Source organism: Flexithrix dorotheae DSM 6795 (assembly GCF_000379765.1).
Classification (GTDB): Bacteria; Bacteroidota; Bacteroidia; order Cytophagales; family Flammeovirgaceae; genus Flexithrix; species Flexithrix dorotheae.
Window position 1 is genome coordinate 195993 of the sequence record NZ_KB903454.1, and the last position, 24760, is coordinate 220752.

The 24760-nt window shown below is 36.6% G+C and carries 15 protein-coding genes; 7 read left to right on the forward strand and 8 right to left on the reverse strand.

Translation table 11 applies throughout. The features are described from left to right. Positions 1 to 26: 26 nt before the first annotated feature. The 4 genes from A3EM_RS0122985 to A3EM_RS0123000 form a co-directional block, all read right to left on the reverse strand. The gene (locus A3EM_RS0122985; protein ID WP_020530609.1) at positions 27 to 1682 is read right to left on the reverse strand and encodes a hypothetical protein; all 1656 of its coding nucleotides are present in this window, start codon (positions 1680 to 1682) and stop codon (positions 27 to 29) included. A 2-nt stretch (positions 1683 to 1684) separates the two neighbouring features. Then, entirely contained in the window at positions 1685 to 2080 is a 396-nt protein-coding gene (locus A3EM_RS0122990) for a hypothetical protein (protein WP_020530610.1), read from the reverse strand. A gap of 183 nt (positions 2081 to 2263) precedes the next feature. Then, positions 2264 to 2485, reverse strand: a complete 222-nt coding sequence (locus A3EM_RS0122995) for a hypothetical protein (RefSeq protein ID WP_020530611.1) — start codon at positions 2483 to 2485, stop codon at positions 2264 to 2266. 11 nt (positions 2486 to 2496) lie between these two features. Further along, positions 2497 to 6282, reverse strand: a complete 3786-nt coding sequence (locus A3EM_RS0123000; protein WP_020530612.1) for a hydantoinase B/oxoprolinase family protein — start codon at positions 6280 to 6282, stop codon at positions 2497 to 2499. 213 nt (positions 6283 to 6495) lie between these two features. On the opposite strand from A3EM_RS0123000, the gene A3EM_RS0123005 reads away from it, so the two are divergent. Further along, positions 6496 to 7179, forward strand: a complete 684-nt coding sequence (locus A3EM_RS0123005) for a 3-keto-disaccharide hydrolase (protein WP_020530613.1) — start codon at positions 6496 to 6498, stop codon at positions 7177 to 7179. A gap of 61 nt (positions 7180 to 7240) precedes the next feature. Here the strand turns inward: A3EM_RS0123005 and A3EM_RS0123010 are convergent, their stop codons facing one another. Next, positions 7241 to 10537, reverse strand: coding sequence for a WG repeat-containing protein (locus tag A3EM_RS0123010; RefSeq protein WP_020530614.1), 3297 nt, complete (start codon positions 10535 to 10537; stop codon positions 7241 to 7243). Positions 10538 to 10926: 389 nt separating this feature from the next. Here A3EM_RS0123010 and A3EM_RS0123015 point away from each other — a divergent pair, with 389 nt between their 5' ends. After that, positions 10927 to 12567 (forward strand): alpha-L-fucosidase, encoded by a 1641-nt coding sequence (locus tag A3EM_RS0123015; protein WP_020530615.1) that lies wholly within the window; start codon positions 10927 to 10929, stop codon positions 12565 to 12567. A 15-nt stretch (positions 12568 to 12582) separates the two neighbouring features. On the opposite strand, the gene A3EM_RS0123020 is transcribed toward A3EM_RS0123015, so the two are convergent. Then, the gene (locus tag A3EM_RS0123020; protein WP_020530616.1) at positions 12583 to 13476 is read right to left on the reverse strand and encodes a hypothetical protein; all 894 of its coding nucleotides are present in this window, start codon (positions 13474 to 13476) and stop codon (positions 12583 to 12585) included. A 332-nt stretch (positions 13477 to 13808) separates the two neighbouring features. Between A3EM_RS0123020 and purH the strand changes: the two genes are divergently transcribed. Continuing rightward, positions 13809 to 15347 carry a bifunctional phosphoribosylaminoimidazolecarboxamide formyltransferase/IMP cyclohydrolase gene (purH, locus tag A3EM_RS0123025; protein WP_020530617.1) on the forward strand — a complete coding sequence of 513 codons (1539 nt, stop codon included), beginning with the start codon at positions 13809 to 13811 and terminating at the stop codon, positions 15345 to 15347. A gap of 184 nt (positions 15348 to 15531) precedes the next feature. Beyond that, positions 15532 to 15912 (forward strand): hypothetical protein, encoded by a 381-nt coding sequence (locus tag A3EM_RS0123030; RefSeq protein WP_020530618.1) that lies wholly within the window; start codon positions 15532 to 15534, stop codon positions 15910 to 15912. Between the two features lie 298 nt (positions 15913 to 16210). Here the strand turns inward: A3EM_RS0123030 and A3EM_RS0123035 are convergent, their stop codons facing one another. Further along, positions 16211 to 18148, reverse strand: a complete 1938-nt coding sequence (locus A3EM_RS0123035) for a CocE/NonD family hydrolase (RefSeq protein ID WP_020530619.1) — start codon at positions 18146 to 18148, stop codon at positions 16211 to 16213. Between the two features lie 182 nt (positions 18149 to 18330). Between A3EM_RS0123035 and A3EM_RS0123045 the strand changes: the two genes are divergently transcribed. From A3EM_RS0123045 to A3EM_RS0123055, 3 genes are all read left to right on the forward strand, one after another. Continuing rightward, a complete protein-coding gene (locus A3EM_RS0123045; protein ID WP_020530621.1) occupies positions 18331 to 19617 on the forward strand; it encodes a hypothetical protein in 1287 nt (428 codons plus the stop codon). A 9-nt stretch (positions 19618 to 19626) separates the two neighbouring features. Then, entirely contained in the window at positions 19627 to 20595 is a 969-nt protein-coding gene (hemB, locus tag A3EM_RS0123050) for a porphobilinogen synthase (protein ID WP_020530622.1), read from the forward strand. Between the two features lie 317 nt (positions 20596 to 20912). Next, complete coding sequence (locus A3EM_RS0123055; RefSeq protein ID WP_020530623.1) at positions 20913 to 23339, forward strand: TonB-dependent receptor; 2427 nt, start codon at positions 20913 to 20915, stop codon at positions 23337 to 23339. 78 nt (positions 23340 to 23417) lie between these two features. Here the strand turns inward: A3EM_RS0123055 and A3EM_RS43405 are convergent, their stop codons facing one another. After that, positions 23418 to 24698, reverse strand: coding sequence for a cation:proton antiporter domain-containing protein (locus A3EM_RS43405; RefSeq protein WP_020530624.1), 1281 nt, complete (start codon positions 24696 to 24698; stop codon positions 23418 to 23420). Between the last annotated feature and the right edge of the window lie 62 nt (positions 24699 to 24760).

Here is a 24760-nt window from a genome sequence, read left to right on the forward strand (position 1 = left end):
TTTATTGATAATTTAAAAAATTAGGCTTAAACAAATTGGTATTTTTTTGTATGGCTTATTTTATTGAAAATTTCCTTTACTAAATCTTTAAATAACCAGGCTATTTTTACCGATAATATTGACCAGCTTAGGGGATTAGATAAATTTAATGCCCAATTCATCACTTTCCCAACCAATTTCAAACTAAAATTCAAACTTTTAGCATAATAAAGACATTTCTCAGTGTGCTCTCCAATTACCTGTGCTGAAATCCCATTGGAAAGAATAAAAACACTATCGCAGTCAATATCGAAATCAGCTATAGCCAGTTTTTTATTATTATAATCCGGTGTAATTATTCTTCTCCTTCCAAAAAGAAATTCCATTCCGTGTCGAAACATTTTAATACCTTCCCGAATTTCCTTATATAAAGTTTTTACAAGATTTTTAATCAAATTGAAAGCCGCTTCCACCTTACTTTTTATCCAAGAAAACAGTTTATGGATTTTCTTTCCAATAGTTTTCATGATACTTTTAGCTCCCATGTAAATTCTGAGGCCTAAATTATTGGATATCAACAACCTGTTTTTTACCTCCAAATTTATTTCATCCCAGGCCATATCCATTTTCTGTTCCAGTTCAGCCCTGTTTTTATCATCCTGTCTGGCCAGTTCATTTTCCAGCAGATAAAAGCTTTGTTCTTCCGTAGGTTCTTCTGATTCAATTTCAAGCATTTCCTGAAAAAAATACAAAATATTAAATGCCCAGTAACCTTTTCCCAAATGTGCCACAAACTCCCAAAACCGAAGATGAACTTTACCTGATTCCACCTCAATTTTGAAAAAGTCCAGGATGCTGGCAAATGTCAGCTCCCGAATTTCACTATCCAAAGCACCGAGGTAATACCCTTTTATCCATTGATTTACCTGTAACAGACGCAATAAAAAACTATTAAATTCATCGGCTATTTGCAGATCAATCCAGGCATAATCCCGTTTCTTTTCCCTTTTGTTATAAATATCTTTTTTAAATTTTTTGAAAGCTTCAGTTTTCCGGGGAAGTACATCATCAAGTTTCTTCAAAAAGTCCTGTTTCAATTCAAAAATTTCCGCATGTCCTTTATGTTGGTATTCAAAAAAAACTATCTTTTCTTCAAAATTTGGATTGAAATAAACCGCTTTTGATAGCCTTGAAATATCCCCAGCCATATTAATTAAATCCAGGACATTGGAAGCATTCACCCAGGAATTCAATTTCTCCAGTCCTTTTTGGGTATGGTAGGAAAATGGCTCCTCTACAGGAAAGGGAAACAAGCCCAGAATGTTAAGTCTGTAATGGATTACTCTGGTGAATATGTTTAAATCTCCAATGCCATTTTGAAGCCGAATATTAAATTCCCCATCCAGGTTAGTCAGCTGATGAATTAACTTAAGTTCAAAACCCGAAAGTGAATTAGAAAGATCAATTTCATCATCATGCCCCTCATAATAATAGTTCAAGAAGCTTCTTTGGAGACCAGCAAGGGTATATTCCAGCCGGAATTGTTTTATTGCACTTGCAATGTTTAAATCCGCAACAGCATTTGCCTGCAAATAGCCTAATTCTATCAAAGGCTGGATCACTTCCTCTTCCCTTCCCTGTTCCAACTTCGAAAGTTTTTCCAAAGGAATTACCTTAGCAAATCCGGGAATTTCTTCAACCATCTCTAAAATTTACCCTTAATCAATTCTTTTACAAGGTTTAGGAAGGCCATTCTGGATTCCTGAGAAGCCTGAACCATCGTTTTGTGCGCTTCTACTAAAACCTTATCATCCTCTGTCAAATCTTCCTTCACAAAGTTTACAGTATCGCTATCTACATCAATATATGTATAGCCCACCAGTTTAAATTTAATGTTCCCTTGTTTTTGAACATGATCCAAAATACTCTTGGTATTGAATTTTACAGGCTTTCCATCTCCGGTGGTTATCAGATCTTTCCCTTCAATTACCAAATCCCCTGTATAAGTGGATACCTGGAGGGAAGAAAGATCTTCGATTGCTGCTGCAATCTTGTCTTTAAATTTACCAAACCCGGTATTTACCTTGTCATTGTCAGCCATTCTTTTAAGTTTAAAAAATTTGGAAGTTTAGGATAAGTGACCATAAAAAATATTACAGAAGGTCCCAATCACTTATTTATCCTAAATATAAAAATAAAACTCAGATTATGAAGTACCCATTCTATATTTTTTAAGCCACTAATTCCTAGCATTCAGGCCATTGCAGCTTCCCAGTAGCTTTCTTTATTTCCTGGTGGCTATTAAAATTATAGAAGTGATCAGTAAAACCCAGGGGGCTCCATGAAATAAAAAATCAAGCCAGTCTAAAGTAGACATTCCTACTGCACCACCTGCAATCCACCTGATTTTACCCCAAACATGGGGTTCTGGTAAAAATGGTGCAAGCCCTAAAGAAAGGCTTGCCAACAACCAGATTTTCCAGATTTTCCTGATAAACAATTCCATGCTGAAAATAATTACGTTTTTCCATAAGGATCCCCGTATCCTCCTCCACCAGGCGTATGGATAATCAGTTTATCCCCAGGGTTTAACTTGTGAGAATCAATTCCACCCAGTTTAATAATTTTTTTATCTATTTCCCTTTTGATAAATTGTGCTCCGGTTTCTCCAGGTTTTCCTCCTTCCAAACCATAAGGATTTTCTTCCCTATGCTGGGTTAAAACAGTAAGGTCCATAGCTGTTAAAAAGGTAATTTCCCGGGTGATGCCATTTCCACCATGCCATTTCCCAATTCCTCCGGATCCTTTTCTTATCTCAAATTTTTCCAACCTCACAGGATACCTGAATTCTAAAATTTCCGGATCAGTAATCCTGGTGTTAGTCATATGCTGGTGCACCGCATCGACTCCATGAAATCCATTTCCGGCTCCAGTTCCTCCACAAATAGTCTCGTAATAGCCAAATTTTTCATTTCCAAAAAGGATATTATTCATAGTTCCCTGGCTACATGCAGCCATTTCCAGAGCTTTCAACAACAAATCAACCACTCTTTGGCTGGTTTCAGTATTTCCTCCTACCACAGGAGGACATTCGGCAGGATTATCAGGAAAAACAGGATTTAAAATACCTTTAGGAATATTAATTTCCACATTTTGCATAATCCCTTCATTCAATGGAATATCCTGATCTAAAAATAAGCGAAGGACATAAATCACCGCACTTCTAATAATAGTAGGATTGGCATTCAGATTCCGCACATAATGTTCAGAAGAGCCTGAAAAATCCACCAGTAATTTATTATTTTCTCGCTTAATTTTAACTTCCAGTGGTGTTCCATCATCCAGTTTTTCCCTGGCAACATAATTTCGGTTTTCCAGGGATAAGAGTTTTTGTTCCATCAACTTTTCTGCATAATCCTTCAATTTTTGCATATAAAGCTGCACCTGACTTACCCCAAAAGACTGGCATAAAAAAAGCAATGCTTTATTCCCAGCTTCTAAGGAAGCAAGCGCAGCATTTAAATCAGCCAGGTTTTCTGATAGCAATCTGGTAGGATAAGGCCCGGAAGTTAGGATTTCCTCAATTTTCTTCCAGTCCGGCACTCCATTTTTCACCAAATAAATCGGTTTTATCACCACCCCTTCTTCTGCCAAAGACTTCGCATCGGCAGGAAAAGACCCCGGACTTTTCCCACCCAACTCAGCATGATGTGCACGGTTGGCCAGATAGCCCACCAATTGATTATCCGCTGTAAAAACTGGACAAACCAAAGTGATATCAGGAAGATGAGAACCTCCAAACCCAGGATGATTGGTAATCACTACATCTCCCCTTTCCATGGAAATATGTGCTTTCAGCATACGAACACAAATCCCAAGACTTCCTAAATGAACAGGAATATGGGGTGCATTAACCACTAAATCACCATTTTTATCTAATAGCGCACAGGAAAAGTCAAGTCGCTCTTTAATATTAACTGAAAAGGATGTTCTCTGAAGTAATGCACCCATTTCTTCTGCAATGGCACTAAACCTATTGGTGAATAACTCCAATTGAATAGCTTCAGGTTTTTCATCCAATTTTGTCAGACTGTTCTTTTTATCCTGCTGATATTTTAGAATCGCAGTATTATATTCATCAATATTCAGTTTCCAGCCTTCCTCAATTACAGTGGTACTATTTATACTTACCAATAATGAAGGCCCGTGAATTAAAGCACCCGGTTTTAAATCTTCCCATCTAAATACTGGTATCTCCTTCCATTTTTCGTTTATAAATGCTTTAAGGTTTCGGGAACTCTCTGGTACGTAATTTTCAACTTTAGATAGATTTCGAGCATTCTGGACTGGCTTGGAAGATACAATTACCTTCACAGATTCAACTTCAATTACCTTTCCTTCAAGCCAGTGTCCGTAGATTTGTTGATACTTTTTTTCAAAAAGCTTCTCCAGCGATTCCCCTTCACTGAATTCAACCTCTACCGGGCTGTCCTGTCCTTTAAATCTTAGATAAAACTGGATTAGTTTCAATTGGGTATCCTCTTTTCGAAATCCTTCCTGAAGCAATTCATGGATAGCTTTTTCCTTTAGATTTGAAATAATGTCAGGAAGAATTGTGGTTATTTCAGGTAAAGATTTTAAAATCTGTTGAGTGGCAAATCTTTCAACCAAAGCCTGTCCCATCCCGAAAGCACTTAGCAGACCGGCATCATAAGGAATAATAATCTCATTTATTTCTAATAATCTGGCCACTGCACAGGCATGTTGTCCACCGGCACCACCAAAAGCCAGTAAAGCATATTCTTTGGGATCATAACCTTTGGCAACCGATATTTTTCGGATAGCTTCAGCCATTTTCTCATTGGCAATTTCAAGAAATCCGGAAAGTAATTTTTGACTGGAAACATCCTGTTCATGAAGCTCATTTAAAATATCCTGAAATGCATTTTCGGCAAATTTCCTGATTACCGGAATTCCAAAATTTTCAGGGTCCAGCCTTCCCAATAATAAATTGACATCTGTAATGGTTAAGCCTCCTCCGGCACCATAGCAGGCAGGTCCGGGACTTGCCCCTGCACTTTCAGGACCAACCGTTATTTTAAACCCATCGAAGGAACACAGGGACCCTCCACCTGCAGCCACCGTGTGAATGGCAATAGAAGGGCTTAAAAGCGTTGCATCTCCCACTTTGGATTCATATTGGTAATCGTATTCATCCGCATATCGGGCAACATCCGTACTCGTGCCTCCCATATCCAGGGTAAGGATTTTATGATACCCCGACTTTTTGGCAATTTCAGCTGCACCGACTACTCCTCCTGCAGGCCCACTCAACAGACTATCCTTCGGACGAAAAAAATCTGCTCCAATTAACCCCCCGGCACTTGTCATTATTTTCAGACTTCCATTTCCCAATACTTTTTTTATTTTATTCAAATAATTATGAATTATTGGAGCCAGGTATGCATCAACCACTGCCGTTTCGGCTCTTGGCAGGATTTTAATATTAGGTGATAAATCTGCAGAAAGAGAAATAAATTCCATACCCGCATTTTCACAGGTTCTTTTTATGAGAATTTCGTGAGCCGGATTAAGGTAACTGTGCATTAAAGCAACAGCCACAGCTTCAAACCCTTTACTTTTAATTATTGAAATCGAATTTTCAAGCGCTTCTTCATCAATCTTTTTCAATACCGAGCCATTGGCATCTATCCTTTCTTCTACGGTAAAAACTTCATCATACAAAACCGGTGATTTTTGGATATTGAGTGCAAAAATATTTGGTCTGGCCTGTGTACCAATTTTCAATAAATCTTTAAAACCACTGGTAACCAGAAAGGCTACTTTAGCGCCCTTTCTTTCCAATAATGCATTTGTGCCTTTGGTAGAACCCAGTCTCATTTCCATAGAGGGGAAAGGCTTATAAAGAGGAGTTGAAGTAACTAACCTTGCCGCTAAAACAGGAGCTTCTTCATTAGCAAAAATCTCAAATTCCTTATAGTCAAAATCTTCTGTTATGGTTGAGTTTACCTCAATTGTATTGGCCTCAAGATCTATTGATGCCACCTTGAAATGAAAATCCGTCTCACCTAATATTTTCAAATCATATCCCTCAAAAATATCTTTTTCTACGGACCAGTTAAATTGGCAACTTAGTGTAGTCGGTCCTGTTTTTTGAATAACTTTCCCCCGGAGAGCACTGCTGCTCAACACCTTAACTCTTTTTAATTCGCCCTTTGGGGAATAAGCCAGACAATCTGTAAAAGTTCCTCCCGTATCCACCCAAATTTTCCAGTTCGACATATTGTTTTCCTCTTGTAATCCTCAATAATTTTTTAAAAATGGAAAATTAGTAATTATTCTCCTTTTATTAATTTCTCAACCCGGGAAGTATTCGATGGATAAAAAAATTGAGGCTTTGTGTAAAAATGGTATTGATTAATTTTTGAACAAAACCCTTGATTCCCTGAACAAATAGTTATTTTTAGGCCAAATAATAAATCTAACAAATTGAAAATGAAACGTACTAACAAATTGATCAGAGAAAGAGATTCACTGGGAAATTGGAAAGGAAGTTTCGAAAATTCTGAACTTATGAAAAACGTAAAGTTAACTACCTTTTTAATTGCTATTTTACTTATGGCTGGAAATAGCTGGGCTCAAAATGACAATGTCAAATTAAAGAAAATTTTTAATGGGAAAAACTTAAAAGGCTGGGATGTCCCGGAAAATAACATTTGGTGGTCAGTGGAGAAAGGTATTTTAAAAGTGAAAAGTGGACCAAATCAAACCGGAACCATTCTATGGACTTCAAAGGTTTATAAAGACTTTATCATCCAGGCAGATTTTCTATTAGGTGATGGCAGGGTTGATTCAGGAATTTTTATTAGAGATGAAAAACAACAAATTCAGATAGGAGAATCCGGGTCCTTAAAAAGAGACATGACCTGCTCTCCATATATCCCGGGAAAAGGCTATCCTGCAGAAGCAGAAGGCATAGCCGATTTGCTTAAAAAGGATGATTGGAATACCATTAAAATAAAAGCGGTAGGGAAAGATTATACCATTTGGCTAAATGGCAAACAAGTTCTGGAGTTTCACTCTGAAGATGCCTTGGAAGAAGGAAAAATTGGTATTCAACTCCATCCAAACAGAGACATGACCATTGACTATAAAAACATTAAAGCAACTGAAATTTAATTTTTGAGATAACAGAAAAAGCAGACTTGAATGTTTTCAATATCTGCTTTTTCCCTTTAGTTTATTGGACTTCCCAAATCCACTTTCCATTGTAATCCAGATAACCAACTTTTCCCCCCGATTCAAGTTTAATTATTCCTCCACCCAGGGTGGTAATTTTTTCATATTTCAGCTCAGTCAGGAATTTTCCATTCAAATCGGCCAACCCTCTGATCTTCTCCATCTTAGCCATAAAGTTTTTACTTGGTAAAACTTTCACCCAATCGTAAATTATATCCCCAATTAAATTGCCTTCTTTATCAATCATTCTCCATTTTCCATCATAAATTTTAGTCCATTTCAAATCCTGAATTACGGTACCATCCATTAGTTTTTCTTTCCGCTTATTGGTATATTTTTCTATATAGCGGTTTTTGTTGGCCAGATTAAATCTAATGGTTATTTCCTGTTCTCCCGCTTTTCGGGTTAACTCCCAGACTTCCCCTTTTTTTACAAAAGCAATTGCTCCATAAAATTCGGTTACTTCATCGTATTTATTAAAATAAGCAGGAGAACCATCCGGTTTGATATGGAATGAGCCTGTGGTAGAAGAGACTATTGCTCTTTCATTGGAAAAACCTTTTTCAACTTTCCCATTGAGGGTAAATGAGCCAACTACTTTTCCTGTTTTATCAATAATCTGATTTTCATTTACAATGGCATACCCACCAGAAAATGCACCTGCACTTTTATACTGTTGGGGAATAATCATTTTACCAGATTTATCGATATATCCCCAGGTGCTCCTCTGTAAAACTGCAGCTTTTCCATCACCAAAATCTTTTGCCAGTTTAAATTTAGGCGCAATTACTTCTTCTCCCTTCTTATTAATATATCCATATAGCTGTTTACTTCTGTCCTTATCATCTAGCCGAACCAGAGCGAGACCGTCACTAAATGGCTTAATTTCTTTGAATTTGTATTTGGTAATTAAATTGCCCTTCCCGTCAGCCATGGCCAATTTCCCGCCTTTCTCCACAATGGCAAATCCTTCCGTATCAAATTCCGATTTGTATACCAGTTTTGAAGATTTTGTAAAATTTCCAGCCACTTGATTTTTTTCTGCATTAAACTCAGTATGCGTGGCCTGGATTTCACCATCAGCGCTTATTTCATGAATAATAGAATCCTTTTTATAAATTTCAAGAATTTGATTTTTAGATTGAGGCAAATAACGAATGCCATCATATTCAAAATCCATTACCTTTTCCTTATCCAGATTTAGCACTCCCCACTTTTCCCCTTTTCTGGCAATTACTACCTCTTTCGAAATTTCGCTGAGTTCATCATATTGAAAGGGAATTACAATTTCTCCTTTATAATCAATGTAACCGGCTTTTCCCTCCTTTTTCGCCAAAGCATAGCCAGTACTGTCTTTCCAGGCCTGCACAAAAGCTGTATCTATGAAATCATATACTACCGGCACAATTTCATCTCCATGATGATCAATAAAACCAAATTGATTGGAAATTTTTGCTCGGGAAATACCATAATTATTTCTCCAAATGGTATCAAAGCGGGCCACCTCATCATATTTGGCAGGAAGGGCAATTTCCCCTTTATAATTTACGTAACCTATTTTTCCTCCTTTTATCAAAGTGGCAATTCCCTGCTTATTTGTCCAAGCCTCCTCAAAGCCCAAAATTTTGTCGTACTCCGGTTCAATTAATACCTGACCATCCCTTTTGATATACCCAATTCTTCTATATCGTGTTACTGGCCCTACCCCGGTTTGCTCCACCCAGCGATCATATTTAATGGCCGCAATTCCATCATTAAAATCCTCTAGGAAATCTGCATCTATGGATGGAGAAAGTACTAGCTTCCCGGTTTTACTGATTAACCCCCATTTCCCATTCTTTCTTACTCTGGCTTCTCCATTTTTAAAAGGATAAATCAATGCATATTCAAAAGGAACAATTTCCTTATTCTGAAGATTAACCACTCCCCATTTACCTTCTCGTCCTCTACCTTTTTTCACCCTGCAAATTCCATCTGAAGGCACATCAATACCATCATAAATGAATGGCAGAACTTCCTTGCCGGATTGATCAATACAACCAAACTTTCCCGATTTTCGGGCAATGGCATAACCAGCTTTAAAATCACTTCCAACCTCATATTGAAAGGGAATTACCAGATTGGCTTTTGTATCGATATACCCAAAGGAATTTCCCGATCTTACCAAAGCCCTTTCTGAATTGAAATTACCAATATTTGTAATGGTTTTTCCTTCAATAGCACTAGTTATTTCCCCTGCCTTATTTACCAATGCATCCCAAAGTGTATCCTGAGTGGCCCGGGCAAATTCACTTTCATTAAAATCGCTGATGATGATATCCTTCAGATCGGATTGGAAGATTATGCTGGCTTTTTCCTGATCAATCAGATAGGTTTTTATAATCTCCTTCTCCCCTTTTTGTTTGGGTAATATCACTTCCTTGGCCAGGGTAAGATTTAGTTTTTCATCAATACCAATTTCATAAAATTCCTTTCCACCAAGTAAATTTTTTCCAACGCCATTTTCAAGAGTATATCTAAACTTGGTTTGGACCCATCTTGGCTTTTTAGCCTCTGGGTTTTCCTGTAATTCTTTCATTTGGAGCTTCCTGAATTCAGCTTTTTGGGCTGTTTCCAAAGCTGTTTTGTTGGGATACTCTTTTTTATCGATCAATTCTCCCTTGCCATCGAATTTTACAACTGTCAGGGCATATCCGATTTTCCCAATGGCCTGAAGACCATTTACCTCTATTTCATCAAATTTGGGATCAAGCAATATATCTCCACCATTTCCCAATAATCCCTGTTTGCCATTTTTAATAATTTTGGTGGCAAGAGAATTTTTAGAAAACAGCTCTATTTTATCCAATTCAGGAGCCAAAACCACCTGACCATCCATTCTGGCAATTCCGTATTTTTCTGATTTTATAATAGCTAAAACTTTGTCGTTGAGTTGAATCAGGTTATCGTAATCTACCGGAATCATCACCTTATTTTCAGAGTCGATCAGGCCGGCCTTAAAACCCTTCCACACCACAAAGTGTTTTTCTCCAACAGGTTTTATTTTATCATAAGTTGGCGGGAATAAAACTTTGCCAGAGGCATCCAGCATACCTGATTTTCCGTCTTTTTTCAATATGGCATAACCATTCTTAAAATCACTGATAAAATCAAATTCAGGTGAAATTATTAGCTTTCCCTCCTTATTGATAGCTCCCCATTTATTGTCCTTTTTTACCGGATAAAGATCTTGGGATTGAGCATAAAAACAATAAACAAAGAAGAAGCAAAAAGATAAATAGAATTTTAATTGGTTCATTGCGGGCATTAAGTATTTGGACAAAATTAAATACATTCAATTGTACTATAAGTGTATGATAATGAGATGATATTTCTGAATAAAAAATAGTACTGTAAACTAAACTCAAAAAATTATTTCCATTGAAATATTGAAAAAATGGCAAAACGAAGATTTTTGCCGACTAAAAGTATATCGCTATAACGCTAATTTTTTGAGATAATACTAATAAATTAATAGAATTTACAAACGAATTTAATGTATGATTTCAAAAAAGTAGTTAAGACTCAATTTCTTTGCCATGGAATGTCTGTACACCATAAAAACTAAAGGAAAAAAATTCGGGGACATCGTTTAACTTGTATAAGCGGGTTTTTCAAGGGAAATTAGAAGAAAAATCTATTTTGAAAATGAAAACAAAGTTTATCACACTCATAATTGCCCTTTTTTATTTTAACCCTCTATTTTCCCAGGATCAATCCGGAACGGGAATCCTAAACTTAAACAAACCAGAACGACTGGAATGGTTTCAGGATGCCGGATTTGGAATGTTCATCCATTTTAGTTTTGACAGCCAATTGGGCATAGTCATTAGTCATTCTATGGTTGGAGCCTCAGAAGATTATCTCGACAGGTTTATCAATGAATTACCACAAACATTTAATCCTAAAAATTTTTCAGCTGAAGATATTGCTGTGCTGGCCAAAATTGCAGGCATGAAATATATCGTCCTTACCACAAAGCACCACTCGGGTTTTTGCCTTTGGGATACCAAAACTACCGACTTCAACATCATGAATACCCCTTACGGAAAGGATTTAGTCAATGAATATGTAGAAGCAGTTAGGGCACAGGGGTTGGGAGTTGGTTTTTACTTTTCCCCGGAAGATTTCAATTTTTTACACGAACAAAAACAAACAGTTAGAAGAAGATTTCCAGAACCCCTATCAGAAAGTATAATGGAAAAATATCTGGACCTAACAGAAAAGCAACTAACCGAACTCATGAGTAATTATGGAAAAATTGATGTACTGTTTTTTGATGGTGGTGAAGGTCCCTTACAGGAAAAGTCAAAAGAAGTTTGTTGGGATATTCAGCCGGATGTTTTGGTCACAAGAGGAGCCATGCTCACCCCGGAGCAATTTGTACCTGGTTTAGCCATAGACGAACCTTGGGAAGGAAATTTAACCATGGGAACCCAATGGCAATATAAACCAACCAATGATAATTATAAATCGGGTACCCGACTCATTGAAGTCTTAATTGAAACCAGAGCTAAGGGTGGTACTCAATTGTTAAATGTTGGCCCAAAACCCAACGGGGAGCTTCCTGATGAACAGGAAGAAAGAATTAGAGAAGTAGCTGCCTGGACATTTATTAACAGGGAATCTATAGAGAGTGTAAGGCCATGGATTATTACCAATGAAGAAAACATCTGGTTTACCCGAAAAAAAGATGCTAGTACTGTATATGCCTATATCACAAAGTTGCCTGATTGGCCCAGGGGTGAAAGAAAAGAATTTGTCTTAAAATCGGTGAAAGCGACCAAGAATACAAAAGTATCTATATTAGGACAAACTGGAGAAGTCGTAGAGTATAACCCTGATGCTGATGGAAAAACCTATTTCGAACAAAAGGAAAATGGATTACATATTTCTTGTGTAAGGGCCCATAGGATTTATAACAACCATAAATGGCATAATCCAATTGTTATTAAGCTTGAAAATGTGGAACAGGCTCTAGATCCTCCGTTTGTAAAAACGCTCAAAGAGACAAAAAATAATGGAATGGTTGTCTTAAATGGGGAAGTACTTAAAACCGGTGATGCTGAGGAAATAAGTGTGGGATTTGAATACAGACCATACTTAGGATTTGCAGAAGCCTTATATGCAGGAGAATGGAAAAAAACCGAATTATTAAATCCTAAGAATAAAAAAACCTTCCAGGTAGAATTAAGTGAATTGGAAAAGGGGAAAGAATATGAGTTTAGGGCTATCATAATACATCCCCAGATAGTAGTACCAGGGGATGTGTTAAGATTTAAGTTCTAAAATTTTAAATTACAATTACCTTGAAGAGAGTAACGTAGCATCCAGTTCTTCAAGACCAAACTGAATTTTTGGAGAAGTTAAATCGTGGTTAAAATAGTTTATTCTGGTTTCCAAAAGTTTAACTTCTTCATCATTCAGGTTAATTTTCTTTTTGATATCTTTTAATTCCCCAATTACCGAAGGAATTTTCTTATAATAAAATCTGGCAAACAAAATATCACTCATTACCAGACTTTTTACTTTGTGGATTTCTTTATTGAATACCTCGCCATGTTCCAGGGCTTTATCCATTTGGCTAAGAATTTCGAAATGTTTACCAGTTCCCAATAAACTGCAAAACTGCTTCCCATTTATTTTCCTAAGCCAGGTAGGGAAATAATTTTTTTCATCGTAGCAAATTGAAAGCAATTTCAAATATTCATTATCAGCATTTCCCATGGTTTCACCTGCTTTTTGATTCAGGGTTTTATAATCAAAAAACAAATTATAATTATCTCCTTCTCCCACTACTTTCACTTCCATACCCGGAGTAATTTCATTAAACCATTTTACTTCATAAATGGGCTTTTGCTCCAATTTCAATTTTTCGGCATTTTTCTGGAAGATGCCTGCAATTGAAGTTTTTAAAGTATTGGCATTTCTAAGAAATTCCTGGAAATCCTGATCTGTTTTTAATTTTTTATAACTTTTCCTATAGTTTTTAATCAAGCTAATTTCAAGCGGGCCAAAATAAGCTTCGAGGCTATCCTGATAAACCGTGAATATTTCATCATCGGCTTCTTCTTCTTCCGCCATGGCAATTAATGCCTCATGAACCAACTGTCTTTTTTTGGCTGTGTTTCTTTGATTTGTAGCAAATGCTACCACTATAAATGCTATAAAAATGTAAAAGGCAACCCGGATATGCATATGAACTTGTTTTTTCGCTAATTAATTACCTGATATTTACCGATTTCAAAAATCAAAAAAATGAAAACAAACCTGTGAATACTATAGGAATGTCGGTTCATGAACGATTCCCGGGGGGTAATCTTGTCTCCTTACTGGATAATTCTGAGTTAAAGAATTTAAATAATTATTCTATTGATAAAAAGGGTCAGGTTTATTTATAGATTTTAATGAAAAAATGTACCTTCGCACTTTCAAAAAGAATCACCTTTTTAAAGCTTCCGTTCACTCACTTTCAATTACCATAACCTTGAGGTTTAATAAAGTGAAAATGGTACAAACAAATAATTAAGATGAAGAAAATTCAGTCCGCCCTTATTTCAGTTTTTTACAAGGATAATCTTGAGCCAATTGTAAAATTACTTCACGAAAATGGAGTAAAATTGTATTCCACTGGAGGAACACAAAAGTTTATTGAAGACCTGAGCATTCCTGTAGAAGCAGTGGAGAATGTAACCGGATACCCTTCTATTCTTGGAGGAAGAGTGAAAACCCTTCATCCAAAAGTATTCGGAGGAATTCTATACAGAAGGGATGAGGAAAACGATCAAAAACATGTGGAAGAATATGTAATTCCTGCCTTTGATCTTGTAATTGTAGATTTATATCCATTTGAAGAAACAGTAGCTTCAGATGCCGCCCATCAAGATATCATCGAGAAAATTGATATTGGAGGAATATCACTTATCAGAGCAGCGGCCAAAAACTACAAGGATGTATTAATTGTTTCTTCAAGAGAACAATACGGGGAGGTTGAGACCTTGTTAAATGAAAAAAATTGTGCAACTGAACTGGAGGATAGAAAACTATTTGCTGCCAAAGCTTTCGATATCAGCAGTCATTACGATTCGGCAATATTCAACTATTTCAACAGTGAATTGCCTGAGGAACAAAACATCTTAAATTATAAGGAAAGTATCAGAAATGGCAAGGTTCTGAGGTATGGAGAAAATCCTCATCAAAAAGGTGTATTCTATGGCAACCTCGATGATCTTTTTGAACAATTAAATGGAAAGGCATTATCCTATAATAACCTTGTAGATATTGATGCTGCGGTTTTATTGATGGATGAATTTCCAGCCGGCAAGGAAGTTACTTATGCAATTCTAAAACACAATAATGCTTGTGGTCTGGCTACCGCAGAAACGTCTGTTGATGCTTACAAAAATGCTTTAAAAGCTGATCCTGTTTCTGCTTTTGGCGGTGTAATTATTACCAACACTAAAGTTGATCTGGCTACTGCAGAAGAATTACACAAACTTTTCTTTGAAGTATTAATTGCGCCTTCATATGATGAAGAAGCTTTAACACTTTTGAAAGGCAAAAAGAACAGAATCTTGTTGATTCAGAAGGAAACTGAAATGCCCAAAGTACTCTACAAAACTTTACTTAATGGGGTAATTGCACAGGATAAAGATTTGAAAACTGAAACTGAGGAAGATTTAAAAACAGTAACCAAAAGGCAGCCATCTGCTGAAGAAATTAAATCCCTTTTGTTTGCAAACAAGCTGGTGAAACATGCCAAATCCAATACAATCGTATTGGCAAAAGACGGACAATTATTCGCTAGTGGTGTAGGACAAACGTCCAGGGTTGATTCCTTAAGACAAGCTATACACAAAGCAAAAAGTTTTGGATTTGACCTGAAGGAAGCGGTAATGGCATCTGATGCATTTTTTCCTTTCCCGGATTGTGTAGAAATTGCCAACGAGGAAGGAATCAAAGCTGTAATTCAGCCAGGTGGTTCTATCAGAGACAAGGACTCTATTGAATTTTGTGATAATAACGGGGTAGCTATGGTAATGACTGGTGTAAGACACTTTAAGCATTAATATTTACCTGAAACGAATAAAAAGAAAATCCCCGGGTTTAAAGCCTGGGGATTTTTTTATGCCCTGAAAATAACAGCGTTCGCCTAAAAGGTTTTTTCTAAAAATCAATCGCATAATGCTGGTTTTGTATAGTTTTTGTCTTGACGCTCATTAACAATTGTTTACATAATCAAAAATAAACCAGATGAAAAACTTAATCTTGCCATTTTCCTTCATATTACTATTCTTTTTAGGATTTAACTTATCCGCAAATGCCCAGATTACCAATGTGAAAATACAAAATGGAACTGCCTTTGTCTACAACCAGAACTCATCACACAATGTGAAATTTAAAGTGGCTGGGGATGTAAAACTTACGGGATTTAATGAAAGGTATGTGGTGATTGACAATAAAAAAGAGCTGTCTATTTATGACAATAGTGGAAAGTTCCGCAAAAAGATGGCTGTGCCTTCCGGTACGAAAGGAATTAAAATCACTGATAAAAATATTCTAATAAAGGATAGCAGAAATTACGTAAATTATTATGATTTTAATGGCAATTATTTGAAAAAAGTAATGCAATAAAAAATGCCCAACTTTTAAAAGTTGGGCATTCGAAGTTTCTTCATTCTTCTTTAAAGATTCGCCTAAGCAAAACCAAATCCGAATGTTTCAGTTAAAAGTTGCGTACTGTTAACCGAAGTCAGTTTGTATAGTTTAATAGAGTAAGTGATAGTTGTTTGTCTGTCTATGAAGCGAACGTCTGTTAACGTTTATTAAAGTACTGCAATTTATAAACGGAATATAAAAAATCAAATATTTTATTAAATTTTTTTTATATTTTCCTTTCATTCATTACCAAAACAATAATCTGTAAGTCTGGTTATTTTTTTGGAATCTCCAGATTTTGCATGCCATTACTTCCTCCAATATTTACATAAGAATCCCCATACACAGTAATGGTTGCCTTTATAAAATCTTCTTCGTCCGCTTCGAATATATTATCTACATATTTCTGAGGATTTCTATCTATCAGTGGAAATGAAGTACTTTGAATCTGGATCATTATTTTATGCCCTTTTTTAAAAGTATGGAAAATGTCCTGTAGGGGAATATTTAAATCCGTGATTTTTCCAGGTTCAAAAGGTTCCGGTTTCTCATAACTATTTCTAAACCTCCCTCTAAACATCTCACTTCTTACCATTTGCTGATAACCTCCCATTTTAATATTTGATTCATTGTGGGCATATTCCGGATGATCAGAGGGATAGACATCAATTAATTTTACAATCCAGTCTCCCGCAGTTCCTGAAGTAGCAACTTTCAAAGCAGCTAAAATTTCCCCGGCCAGCAATTTATCTTCTTTCAATGGTTCGGACTCAAAAGTTAATACATCAGGTCTTCTGGATGCAAATCGCTGATCATCTGTCATGTACTTCCTTGGTGTAAAGACCACTTTAATATCTTCTGAATAAGGAACAGGCTTTGCCGGATCAGATAAATAAGTGAAGTTGTAATCCTCACTGTTTTGTGGTTTAGTAAACTCGATTTTTCCATCTTTAGTAAAAAACAGATTGACCTGTGGAATTTCTTTTGAAGGCCACTCCTGTAATTTTTTCCATTCTTTCAATCCTGTATCAAAAAGGTAAGCTTCTGGCAGGCCTGTTTTTCCATCACCCTCTCCTTTCAGGAAATGACGAAAAAAATTAAATTCGATTTCCTTTCTATAAAAATCATTAATTCCAGCACCAAAATCAACATTTCCAACAACCTGCGGATCTTTATCTCTGGCCCAATCTCCGTGACTCCAAGGCCCCATCACAATGGTATTATAAGCGGAAGGATTTTCTCTTTCCACCGTTTTATAAATATTTAATGGCCCGTATAAATCTTCAGCATCAAACCAACCACCCACGGTCATCACGGCATGATCAATATCTTTCAAATGCGGTAGAATACTTCTTTTTTGCCAAAATTCATCGTAGTTGGGATGAGATTTTAATTGTTGCCAGAAGAAATTATCTTCCCCAAAATATTTGTCAGCATTTTTTAATGGTCCTAAATTCATATGAAATTCGTAACCATCGTTGGTTTTCGGATCTACCATTTCAAACCAGTTGTCGGCAGTTGGTGCATCCTTCTGATAGCCAAAAACTGGAGTAGCAAACCAATAACTTTGCAAATACGCTCCGTGGTGGTGGAAATCATCGAAAAAGAAATCGGAAATAGGGGCCTGAGGAGAAGATGCCTTTAAGGCTGGATGTGCCTCAACTGCTCCGGCTATGGTATAAAATCCAGGGTAGGAAATCCCCCACTGTCCTACTTTACCATTATTTCCCTTTACATTTTTCAGCAACCACTCTATGGTATCATAAGTATCCGAACTTTCATCAATTTGCTTTTTATTCTTTTTGTTGGGAATATGAGGCCTCATATTATCATACAGACCTTCTGACATATACCGTCCTCTTACATCCTGGTAAACAAAAATATATTTATCACGCATCAGGTAACTGGACGGCCCTAACCTTTTTGGCATTTCATTTTCCCCATAAGGCCTAACCGAATAAGGAGTACGCTTTAAAAGAAAAGGATATTTTTCATTCTTGTCCTTTGGAGTATAAACCGTTGTTTGCAACTTAATCCCATCCCTCATGGGAATCTGATACTCTGTTTTATCATAATTTTTAGCAATAAAAACCGAATCCTCATTGATCAGTAAATGCTGATTGCCTGAACTTTGGAGGTTCAGGCTGGCAGTAGCTATAAAAAGTACTCCAAGTAGCCCCAGAAAATAGGGCAATAAAGTTTTTCTCTTCATGATGTTTTTAATTGATGTTGTAGTTGTGTTTTCCCAAGTTTAATTAATTATTGGTGGAGTTAAATTGTTTTTTACACAAAAGGCTGTTTTTTTCTTCCTCCTTTGCTAGAATGTGATAAGAATAAACTGTAATTTCAAATCCTGAATTTATCCGATCACCGGAGTTTCTGCTACCATAAAAAATGAAGAAAATAAAACTCAACTTAACAGCTTTCTTACTGTTTAATTTTAATTTCCTGTTTGCTCAGCAATCCGATCTAGTTCAATTTTACCAGGATGGGATGAGAGCTTACGAAGAAAAAGATTTCAGCAGATTTCTGAAAAGTTTTAAAAAGGCACATGAGATCAGGCCTAATCATCCAACCATTTTATACAACCTTGCTGCAGCATTTGCCTTAAATGATTCTTCAATAAAAGCACTGGAAACTTTAGATCAGCTTATTGTGATCAATGCGAACCCGGAAATTGCCAGGGATAAGGATTTTAATACTCTAAAAGAATTACCTGAATTCCACACCATTCTTCAGAAGATTGATTCACTCAACAAACCTGAGAATAAGGGAAATACACTGTTTACATTACCAGATAAATTCCTTCATCCGGAATCTGTAGCCTATGATTCGAAAACGGGTCGGTACTTTATCAGTAGTATAAGAAAACGAAAAATTGTGGTTCGATCGAAAGATGGAAACACAAAAGATTTTTCCCATCCTGAGGATAGCCTCTTGTCAGTTTCCGGAATGAAAATAGACAAAAAAAACCGTTTGCTTTGGGCCTGTTCCGCAGCATTTCCCGAAATGGAAAATTATATGGAGGAAGATAAAGGCAAGGCAAAACTATTGAAATATGATTTGGATAAGGGAAAATTACTTGCCACCTATCATTTAAAAAATGATGGAAAAACACATTATTTCGGTGACCTGGTTTTACATCCAAACGGAGATGTTTATGTATCTGATAGTGGTACTCCTGCCATTTATAAATTAGAATCAAAAGGAAATCAACTGCAACTATACCATCACTTTAAAAACCTGGTTTCTCTTCAGGGCTTAACTTTTTCGAAGGATGGAAAACAAATATTCCTGGCCGATTACCTTCATGGAATTTTCTGTTTTCCCATTTCAAACCCCGAGGCGCTAAAACGTATCAATTGCCCGAAAGAACTGTCTCTTAAGGGAATTGACGGGCTTTACTTCTATAAAAACGCACTGATCATCACTCAAAATGGCATTAAACCCAAAAGAGTAAGCCAGTTCTTTTTGGATGATAAATTTGAAAAGGTAAAAAAGGCTGTTCCGCTGGTTCGGGCAGTTGAGCATTATGAAGAACCTACTTTAGGGGTAATTGTGAAAAATGATTTTATTTTTGTGGCAAATAGTCCATGGGCAGCTTATGATAAAGATAAAAACCTTAAGGAAGATTTGGTGGCTGAGCCCATTATCGTAAAAGTTAAGTTATCAAAAAAATAAAATAAAAAGATGTTAAGAAGGCCAAGAAGAAACAGAAAATCACCAGTGATCCGATCTTTAGTAGAAGAAACTCAGGTAACTGTAAACGATTTAATTTATCCACTTTTTCTGATAGAAGGGGAAAAACAAAAAGAAGAAGTCACTTCAATGCCTGGGATCTTCCGATATTCCTTGGACAATTTAATGGATGAAGTAAAAGCTTCTATTGACCTGGGTATCAATTCCTTCTGTATATTCCCAAGCCTTCCGGATGCAAAAAAAGACAAATATGCTACAGAAGGCTACAACCCTGATAGTTTATATAATGTGGCCTTAAAAGAGCTAAAAAACAAGTTTCCAGAATCCTGTATTATGACTGATATCGCTATGGATCCTTACAGTTCTGATGGGCATGATGGGATTTACGAAAATGGGGAAATTCTCAATGATGCCACACTGGATATTTTGGGAAAAATGGCATTGGAACAAGCCAAATCCGGAGCGGATATCCTGGGTCCATCCGATATGATGGATGGCAGAGTTGGATTTTTAAGAGAAATCCTGGATGCGGCAGGTTTTTCTCATGTATCCATTATGTCGTATACGGCTAAATATGCCAGTGCTTTTTACGGCCCATTCAGGGATGCTTTAGATTCTGCCCCTAAAGCCGGGGATAAAAAAACTTATCAGATGAACCCTGCCAATTCCAGAGAGGCTTTAATTGAAGGAGAACTTGATTTTGAGGAAGGAGCTGATTTTTTAATGGTGAAACCGGCATTGTCTTATCTTGATATCATAAAGTTGCTTAATGATAATTTTGACTTGCCCGTTTCTGCCTACAATGTGAGCGGAGAATATGCCATGATTAAAGCGGCCGATAAAATGGGTTGGCTCGATGGAGAAAAAACCATGGTGGAAATGCTAACCAGTATAAAAAGAGCCGGGGCAAAAATTATCCTTACCTATTTCGCTAAAGAATTTGCCATGTTGCAACAGTAAATATTTTGGTTGAAACCCAATCCCGATCAACAAGTATTTATACTTACTTCCGGGATTGGATTTTCATCCGATTTATACTAATTTGAAAAGAAATACTATTAACCAGGGGCTCTTTCCAACAGATGGAATCAGCATAAATATCTACAATACTCACCTCTTTATCCTTCCTTTCACAACAACTGATATGGTGAATTAATAAAACAGCTTTTGATTTAAAACAAGATTTACTGAAAATGGAAGTTGTAGAAATTAGCTTGCTTTTTAAACTGAATGAATTTAAACTTTTTAAACTGCTTCAATTCTGAAGATTTACTTTCATGAAAAAATTATTACTTACATTAATTCCATGGTGTCTTTTCCAGGCCGCTTTGGCACAAGGCCTTACACAAACCGTAAGAGGAACTCTGTTGGATAGAGACACCAAATTCCCACTTATTGGGGCTTCTATTGTGGTACTTACAGATTCTACTACAGGAAAATTAAAAGGAGCCACTGCCGATATCAATGGAGATTTCCGAATCAGTAATGTACCCATAGGACGGCATACTTTTAAAATCACTTCCATAGGGTATAAAGATGCTGTTCTCAATAATATAGTAGTTAGCTCAGCCAAAGAAGTAGTACTTAATGTGGAATTGGAAGAGTCTGCCTTATCCATTGCGGAAGTAGAAATTACCGCCACCAGAGATGGGGAAATAAGCAATGAAATGGTAACCGTAAGTGCCAGAGAATTTTCAATAGAAGAAACGGAAAGATATGCCGGAAGCCGGGGAGATCCGGCCAGAATGGCCTCTAATTTTGCAGGAGTTCAGGGGGCAGACGATTCCCGAAATGATATTGTAATCAGGGGAAATTCCCCACTAGGCGTATTGTGGCAATTGGATGGTATCAATATCCCCAACCCCAACCATTTCAATATACCTGGCACCACTGGTGGGCCGGTCACAATTCTAAATAACAAAGTGCTTGCAAACTCTGATTTTTATACCGGAGCTTTTCCGGCCGAGTTTGGAAATAGTATTGCCGGAGTTTTTGGTTTAAAAATGAGGAATGGCAATAACGAAAAATGGGAATACAGCTTCCAGTTGGGATTCCTGGGAACAGAAGTCTTTGCAGAAGGGCCGTTATCTAAAAAATCGAAATCATCCATGATGTTTTCTTACCGATATTCTACCCTGGCACTTTTTGGAAATGTAGGATTTAATATAGGAACCTCAGCCATTCCCAAATACCAGGACATTAATTTTAAAATGAATTTCCCGCTAAAAAACGGAGCTTCGCTATCTTTCTTTGGAATGGGCGGGTTGAGTGATGTAGACATCCTGATTAGCGATCAGAAAGAACCAGAAGTGAACATTTATGGAGATAATGACCGGGACCAGTATTTCACTTCCAATATGGGAATTACAGGACTTACCTATAAACATCCTATAAATAAAAATACTTACCTCCAGGCATCTTTAGCCGCTTCACATCAAAAAGTAGTGGCCCACCATGAGTTGGTCTATAGACATGTGGAAAACGGGATGTACATATTGGATTCATTGACAGATATGCTAGATTATAAATTCAGGGAAAACAAACTATCTGCACCAATTTATCTCTATAAAAAATTTGACAATAAAAACGCGCTGGATATTGGGGTAAATACCGATATCTATGGACTTTTTTATATTGATAGTCTCAGAAATCTCGATGAAGATTCTCCTGATTACTATAGCTGGAGAATGCGGTGGAATTCGGAATCCACAGAATATTTAGTCCAACCCTATATTCAATGGAAACACAAGTTTACAGATAATTTTTATGTGGTGGCCGGAATTCATGCCCAGTATTTTTCACTTGGTAATGCCCTTTCTGCGTTTGAGCCAAGACTGGGCTTAAAATGGGAATTGACAGGAGGTCACAGATTCGGAATTGGGGTTGGAAAACACAGTCAGCACCAGCCACTTTACACTTATTTTTATGGACAGGAAAATGATGCAAACGGCAATCCTCTTCCCCATAATTTGGACATCGGTTTCAGCAAAAGTAACCACTATGTACTTTCCTATGATAAATTGTTGGGCAGTAATTTCAGATTGAAAGTGGAAACCTATTTCCAGGATTTATATGAAATACCGGTTGAGAAAAAATCGTCCTCTCTTTCATATCTGAACACAGGCTCGGGCTTTTCAAGATTATTTCCAGATACCCTTCAAAATACAGGTACGGGTAAAAATTATGGTCTGGAGATCACTCTGGAAAAATTCTTCAGCAATCACTATTTATTCATGGTCACCGGATCATTATATGATGCCAAGTATAAAGGAAGCGATGGCATAGAAAGAGATACTGAATTTAATGGCAATTACATTTTAAATGGATTATTTACTAAAGAGTTTGTCTTAAGGACGAATAAAAGATTATCCCTTGGCGGTAAGGCTACACTATCTGGTGGAAGAAGATATGGTCCTGTAGATGAGGAAGCCTCTGAAAAGCAAAGGGAAATTGTGTATGTGGATGAAACCAGAAACAGCCTTCAATTTGATGATTATTTCCGGGCAGATTTAAAAATCAATTACAAAATTGATCGCCCAAAAGTTTCCCATGAAATAGCTATAGATTTTGTCAATATTTTCGATACTCAGAATATCCTGAAACTTACTTATGCTCCAGATGAAAGTGATCCCACCGCCAGTCCGATTCGGGAGGAATATCAATTGGGCTTTTTACCAATTTTTTATTACCGAATTGATTTTTAATCCTTAAGTTTTAGAGTCATCACAGGGTTCATGGGGAACCCCTGTAATGACTTTTGAAGCATTTTCTCTAGCCAACTCTCAAGTAGTTTCTTCCATATTTTTAGCAGAAACTACTTTTATTTCCTTATCCAGTTCTTCCCAATCAGTAAAGTTTAATTCTTCCACATATTCTGATTCACGCCCCTTAAATATCAATCCCATGGTCATGATTAAACTGGTGAGTAAAATGGTAAATAACAAGATCCCGGAACTGAAGCTTTCCTGCTGAAATTCTATTGGAATGGCAAAAAATAAAAGAATAGTAATTAATCCCCTAGGGGCCACAAACAGCTCTGGTAAAATACTTTTATTGCCAAAAATTTTCAGCATTAAAAACCGGATAACAAATAAAGTAGCTACAATAGACAAACTAATTAAAGCTGTTTGAACATCCAGAAGAGAAAGCAGATCCAGGGTAATTCCAAATATTACAAAAAAGAAAGTACGTACAATAAAGGCTGTTTCAAAGGTCACAATATGCAATTCATGAATTACCAATTTTAAAGCAGATTCCTTTAAAAGTGATTTGAGTTTTCCCTTAAAAAAGACCTTGTAATTATTGAGCAACAACCCAAAAACAAGAATAATTACCAGGGAAGATAAATGGAACATTTTCCCCACAGCATAAAGCAACACCAGAACTGCAATCAGCAAAAATAATTTCACCTGAGACTCCATCCGCTGGAAAAGTAAAACAATGGCATAACTCGCTACCACTGACAAAACAACTGTGGCTAAAATATTCACTACAATTCCCACTACAATCGAACCTGTACCACTTGCTTCTGTGCTTCCCAGAAGAAAATAAAATACCATAATGCCCAGAATATCCGAAAAAGTGCTTTCGTAAATCAGAAATTCCTTCTTGCTGTCCACCAGTGAGCCCACACTGGGAATAATAATCGCACTACTCATAATGGAAAGCGGAACAGCATATAAAAGAGAAATAAAAATATCATAAAGTAAAACCCTGTGAATGATATAGGCAATGCATCCTGAGGACACAATTAAGGCAAAAAAAGCAACCAAAAAAGACTTAATAATTAATGGTGCTTTTTCTTTTTTCAATTCCAGGTCGAGAGCTGCTTCCAATACTATCATTATCAACCCTACAATCCCTATGATTTCCAAAATATCGAAAACATGATTACCCAAAGAAATATTGAAATATTTTAAGGCTTCCTTTATCCCCACCCCCAGGGCAATCAGCATAAGCACACTGGGCACATTGGTTTTTTTGGCCACCTGGTTGAAAATGTATGACAGAATAATGATCACGCAAACTGAAATAACCAACAAATATGAATTATCTACAACCATTTCCACAAAATTTTAAAAAAGTATAATAAAGGCTAATCTGATTTTAAAGAAGTATTTTAAGG

Excerpts from the sequence above, each read along its gene's own strand:
- A3EM_RS0123015 (WP_020530615.1), top strand. The coding sequence starts at position 10,927 with ATGAAAACAAAGTTTATCACACTCATAATTGCCCTTTTTTATTTTAAC.
- A3EM_RS0123030 (WP_020530618.1), top strand. The coding sequence starts at position 15,532 with ATGAAAAACTTAATCTTGCCATTTTCCTTCATATTACTATTCTTTTTA.
- A3EM_RS0123000 (WP_020530612.1), bottom strand. The coding sequence starts at position 6,282 with ATGTCGAACTGGAAAATTTGGGTGGATACGGGAGGAACTTTTACAGAT.
- A3EM_RS0123035 (WP_020530619.1), bottom strand. The coding sequence starts at position 18,148 with ATGAAGAGAAAAACTTTATTGCCCTATTTTCTGGGGCTACTTGGAGTA.
- purH (WP_020530617.1), top strand. The coding sequence starts at position 13,809 with ATGAAGAAAATTCAGTCCGCCCTTATTTCAGTTTTTTACAAGGATAAT.
- A3EM_RS0123045 (WP_020530621.1), top strand. The coding sequence starts at position 18,331 with ATGAAGAAAATAAAACTCAACTTAACAGCTTTCTTACTGTTTAATTTT.
- A3EM_RS0123055 (WP_020530623.1), top strand. The coding sequence starts at position 20,913 with ATGAAAAAATTATTACTTACATTAATTCCATGGTGTCTTTTCCAGGCC.
- A3EM_RS43405 (WP_020530624.1), bottom strand. The coding sequence starts at position 24,698 with ATGGTTGTAGATAATTCATATTTGTTGGTTATTTCAGTTTGCGTGATC.
- A3EM_RS0122990 (WP_020530610.1), bottom strand. The coding sequence starts at position 2,080 with ATGGCTGACAATGACAAGGTAAATACCGGGTTTGGTAAATTTAAAGAC.
- A3EM_RS0122995 (WP_020530611.1), bottom strand. The coding sequence starts at position 2,485 with ATGGAATTGTTTATCAGGAAAATCTGGAAAATCTGGTTGTTGGCAAGC.
- A3EM_RS0123005 (WP_020530613.1), top strand. The coding sequence starts at position 6,496 with ATGAAACGTACTAACAAATTGATCAGAGAAAGAGATTCACTGGGAAAT.
- A3EM_RS0122985 (WP_020530609.1), bottom strand. The coding sequence starts at position 1,682 with ATGGTTGAAGAAATTCCCGGATTTGCTAAGGTAATTCCTTTGGAAAAA.
- A3EM_RS0123010 (WP_020530614.1), bottom strand. The coding sequence starts at position 10,537 with ATGAACCAATTAAAATTCTATTTATCTTTTTGCTTCTTCTTTGTTTAT.
- hemB (WP_020530622.1), top strand. The coding sequence starts at position 19,627 with ATGTTAAGAAGGCCAAGAAGAAACAGAAAATCACCAGTGATCCGATCT.
- A3EM_RS0123020 (WP_020530616.1), bottom strand. The coding sequence starts at position 13,476 with ATGCATATCCGGGTTGCCTTTTACATTTTTATAGCATTTATAGTGGTA.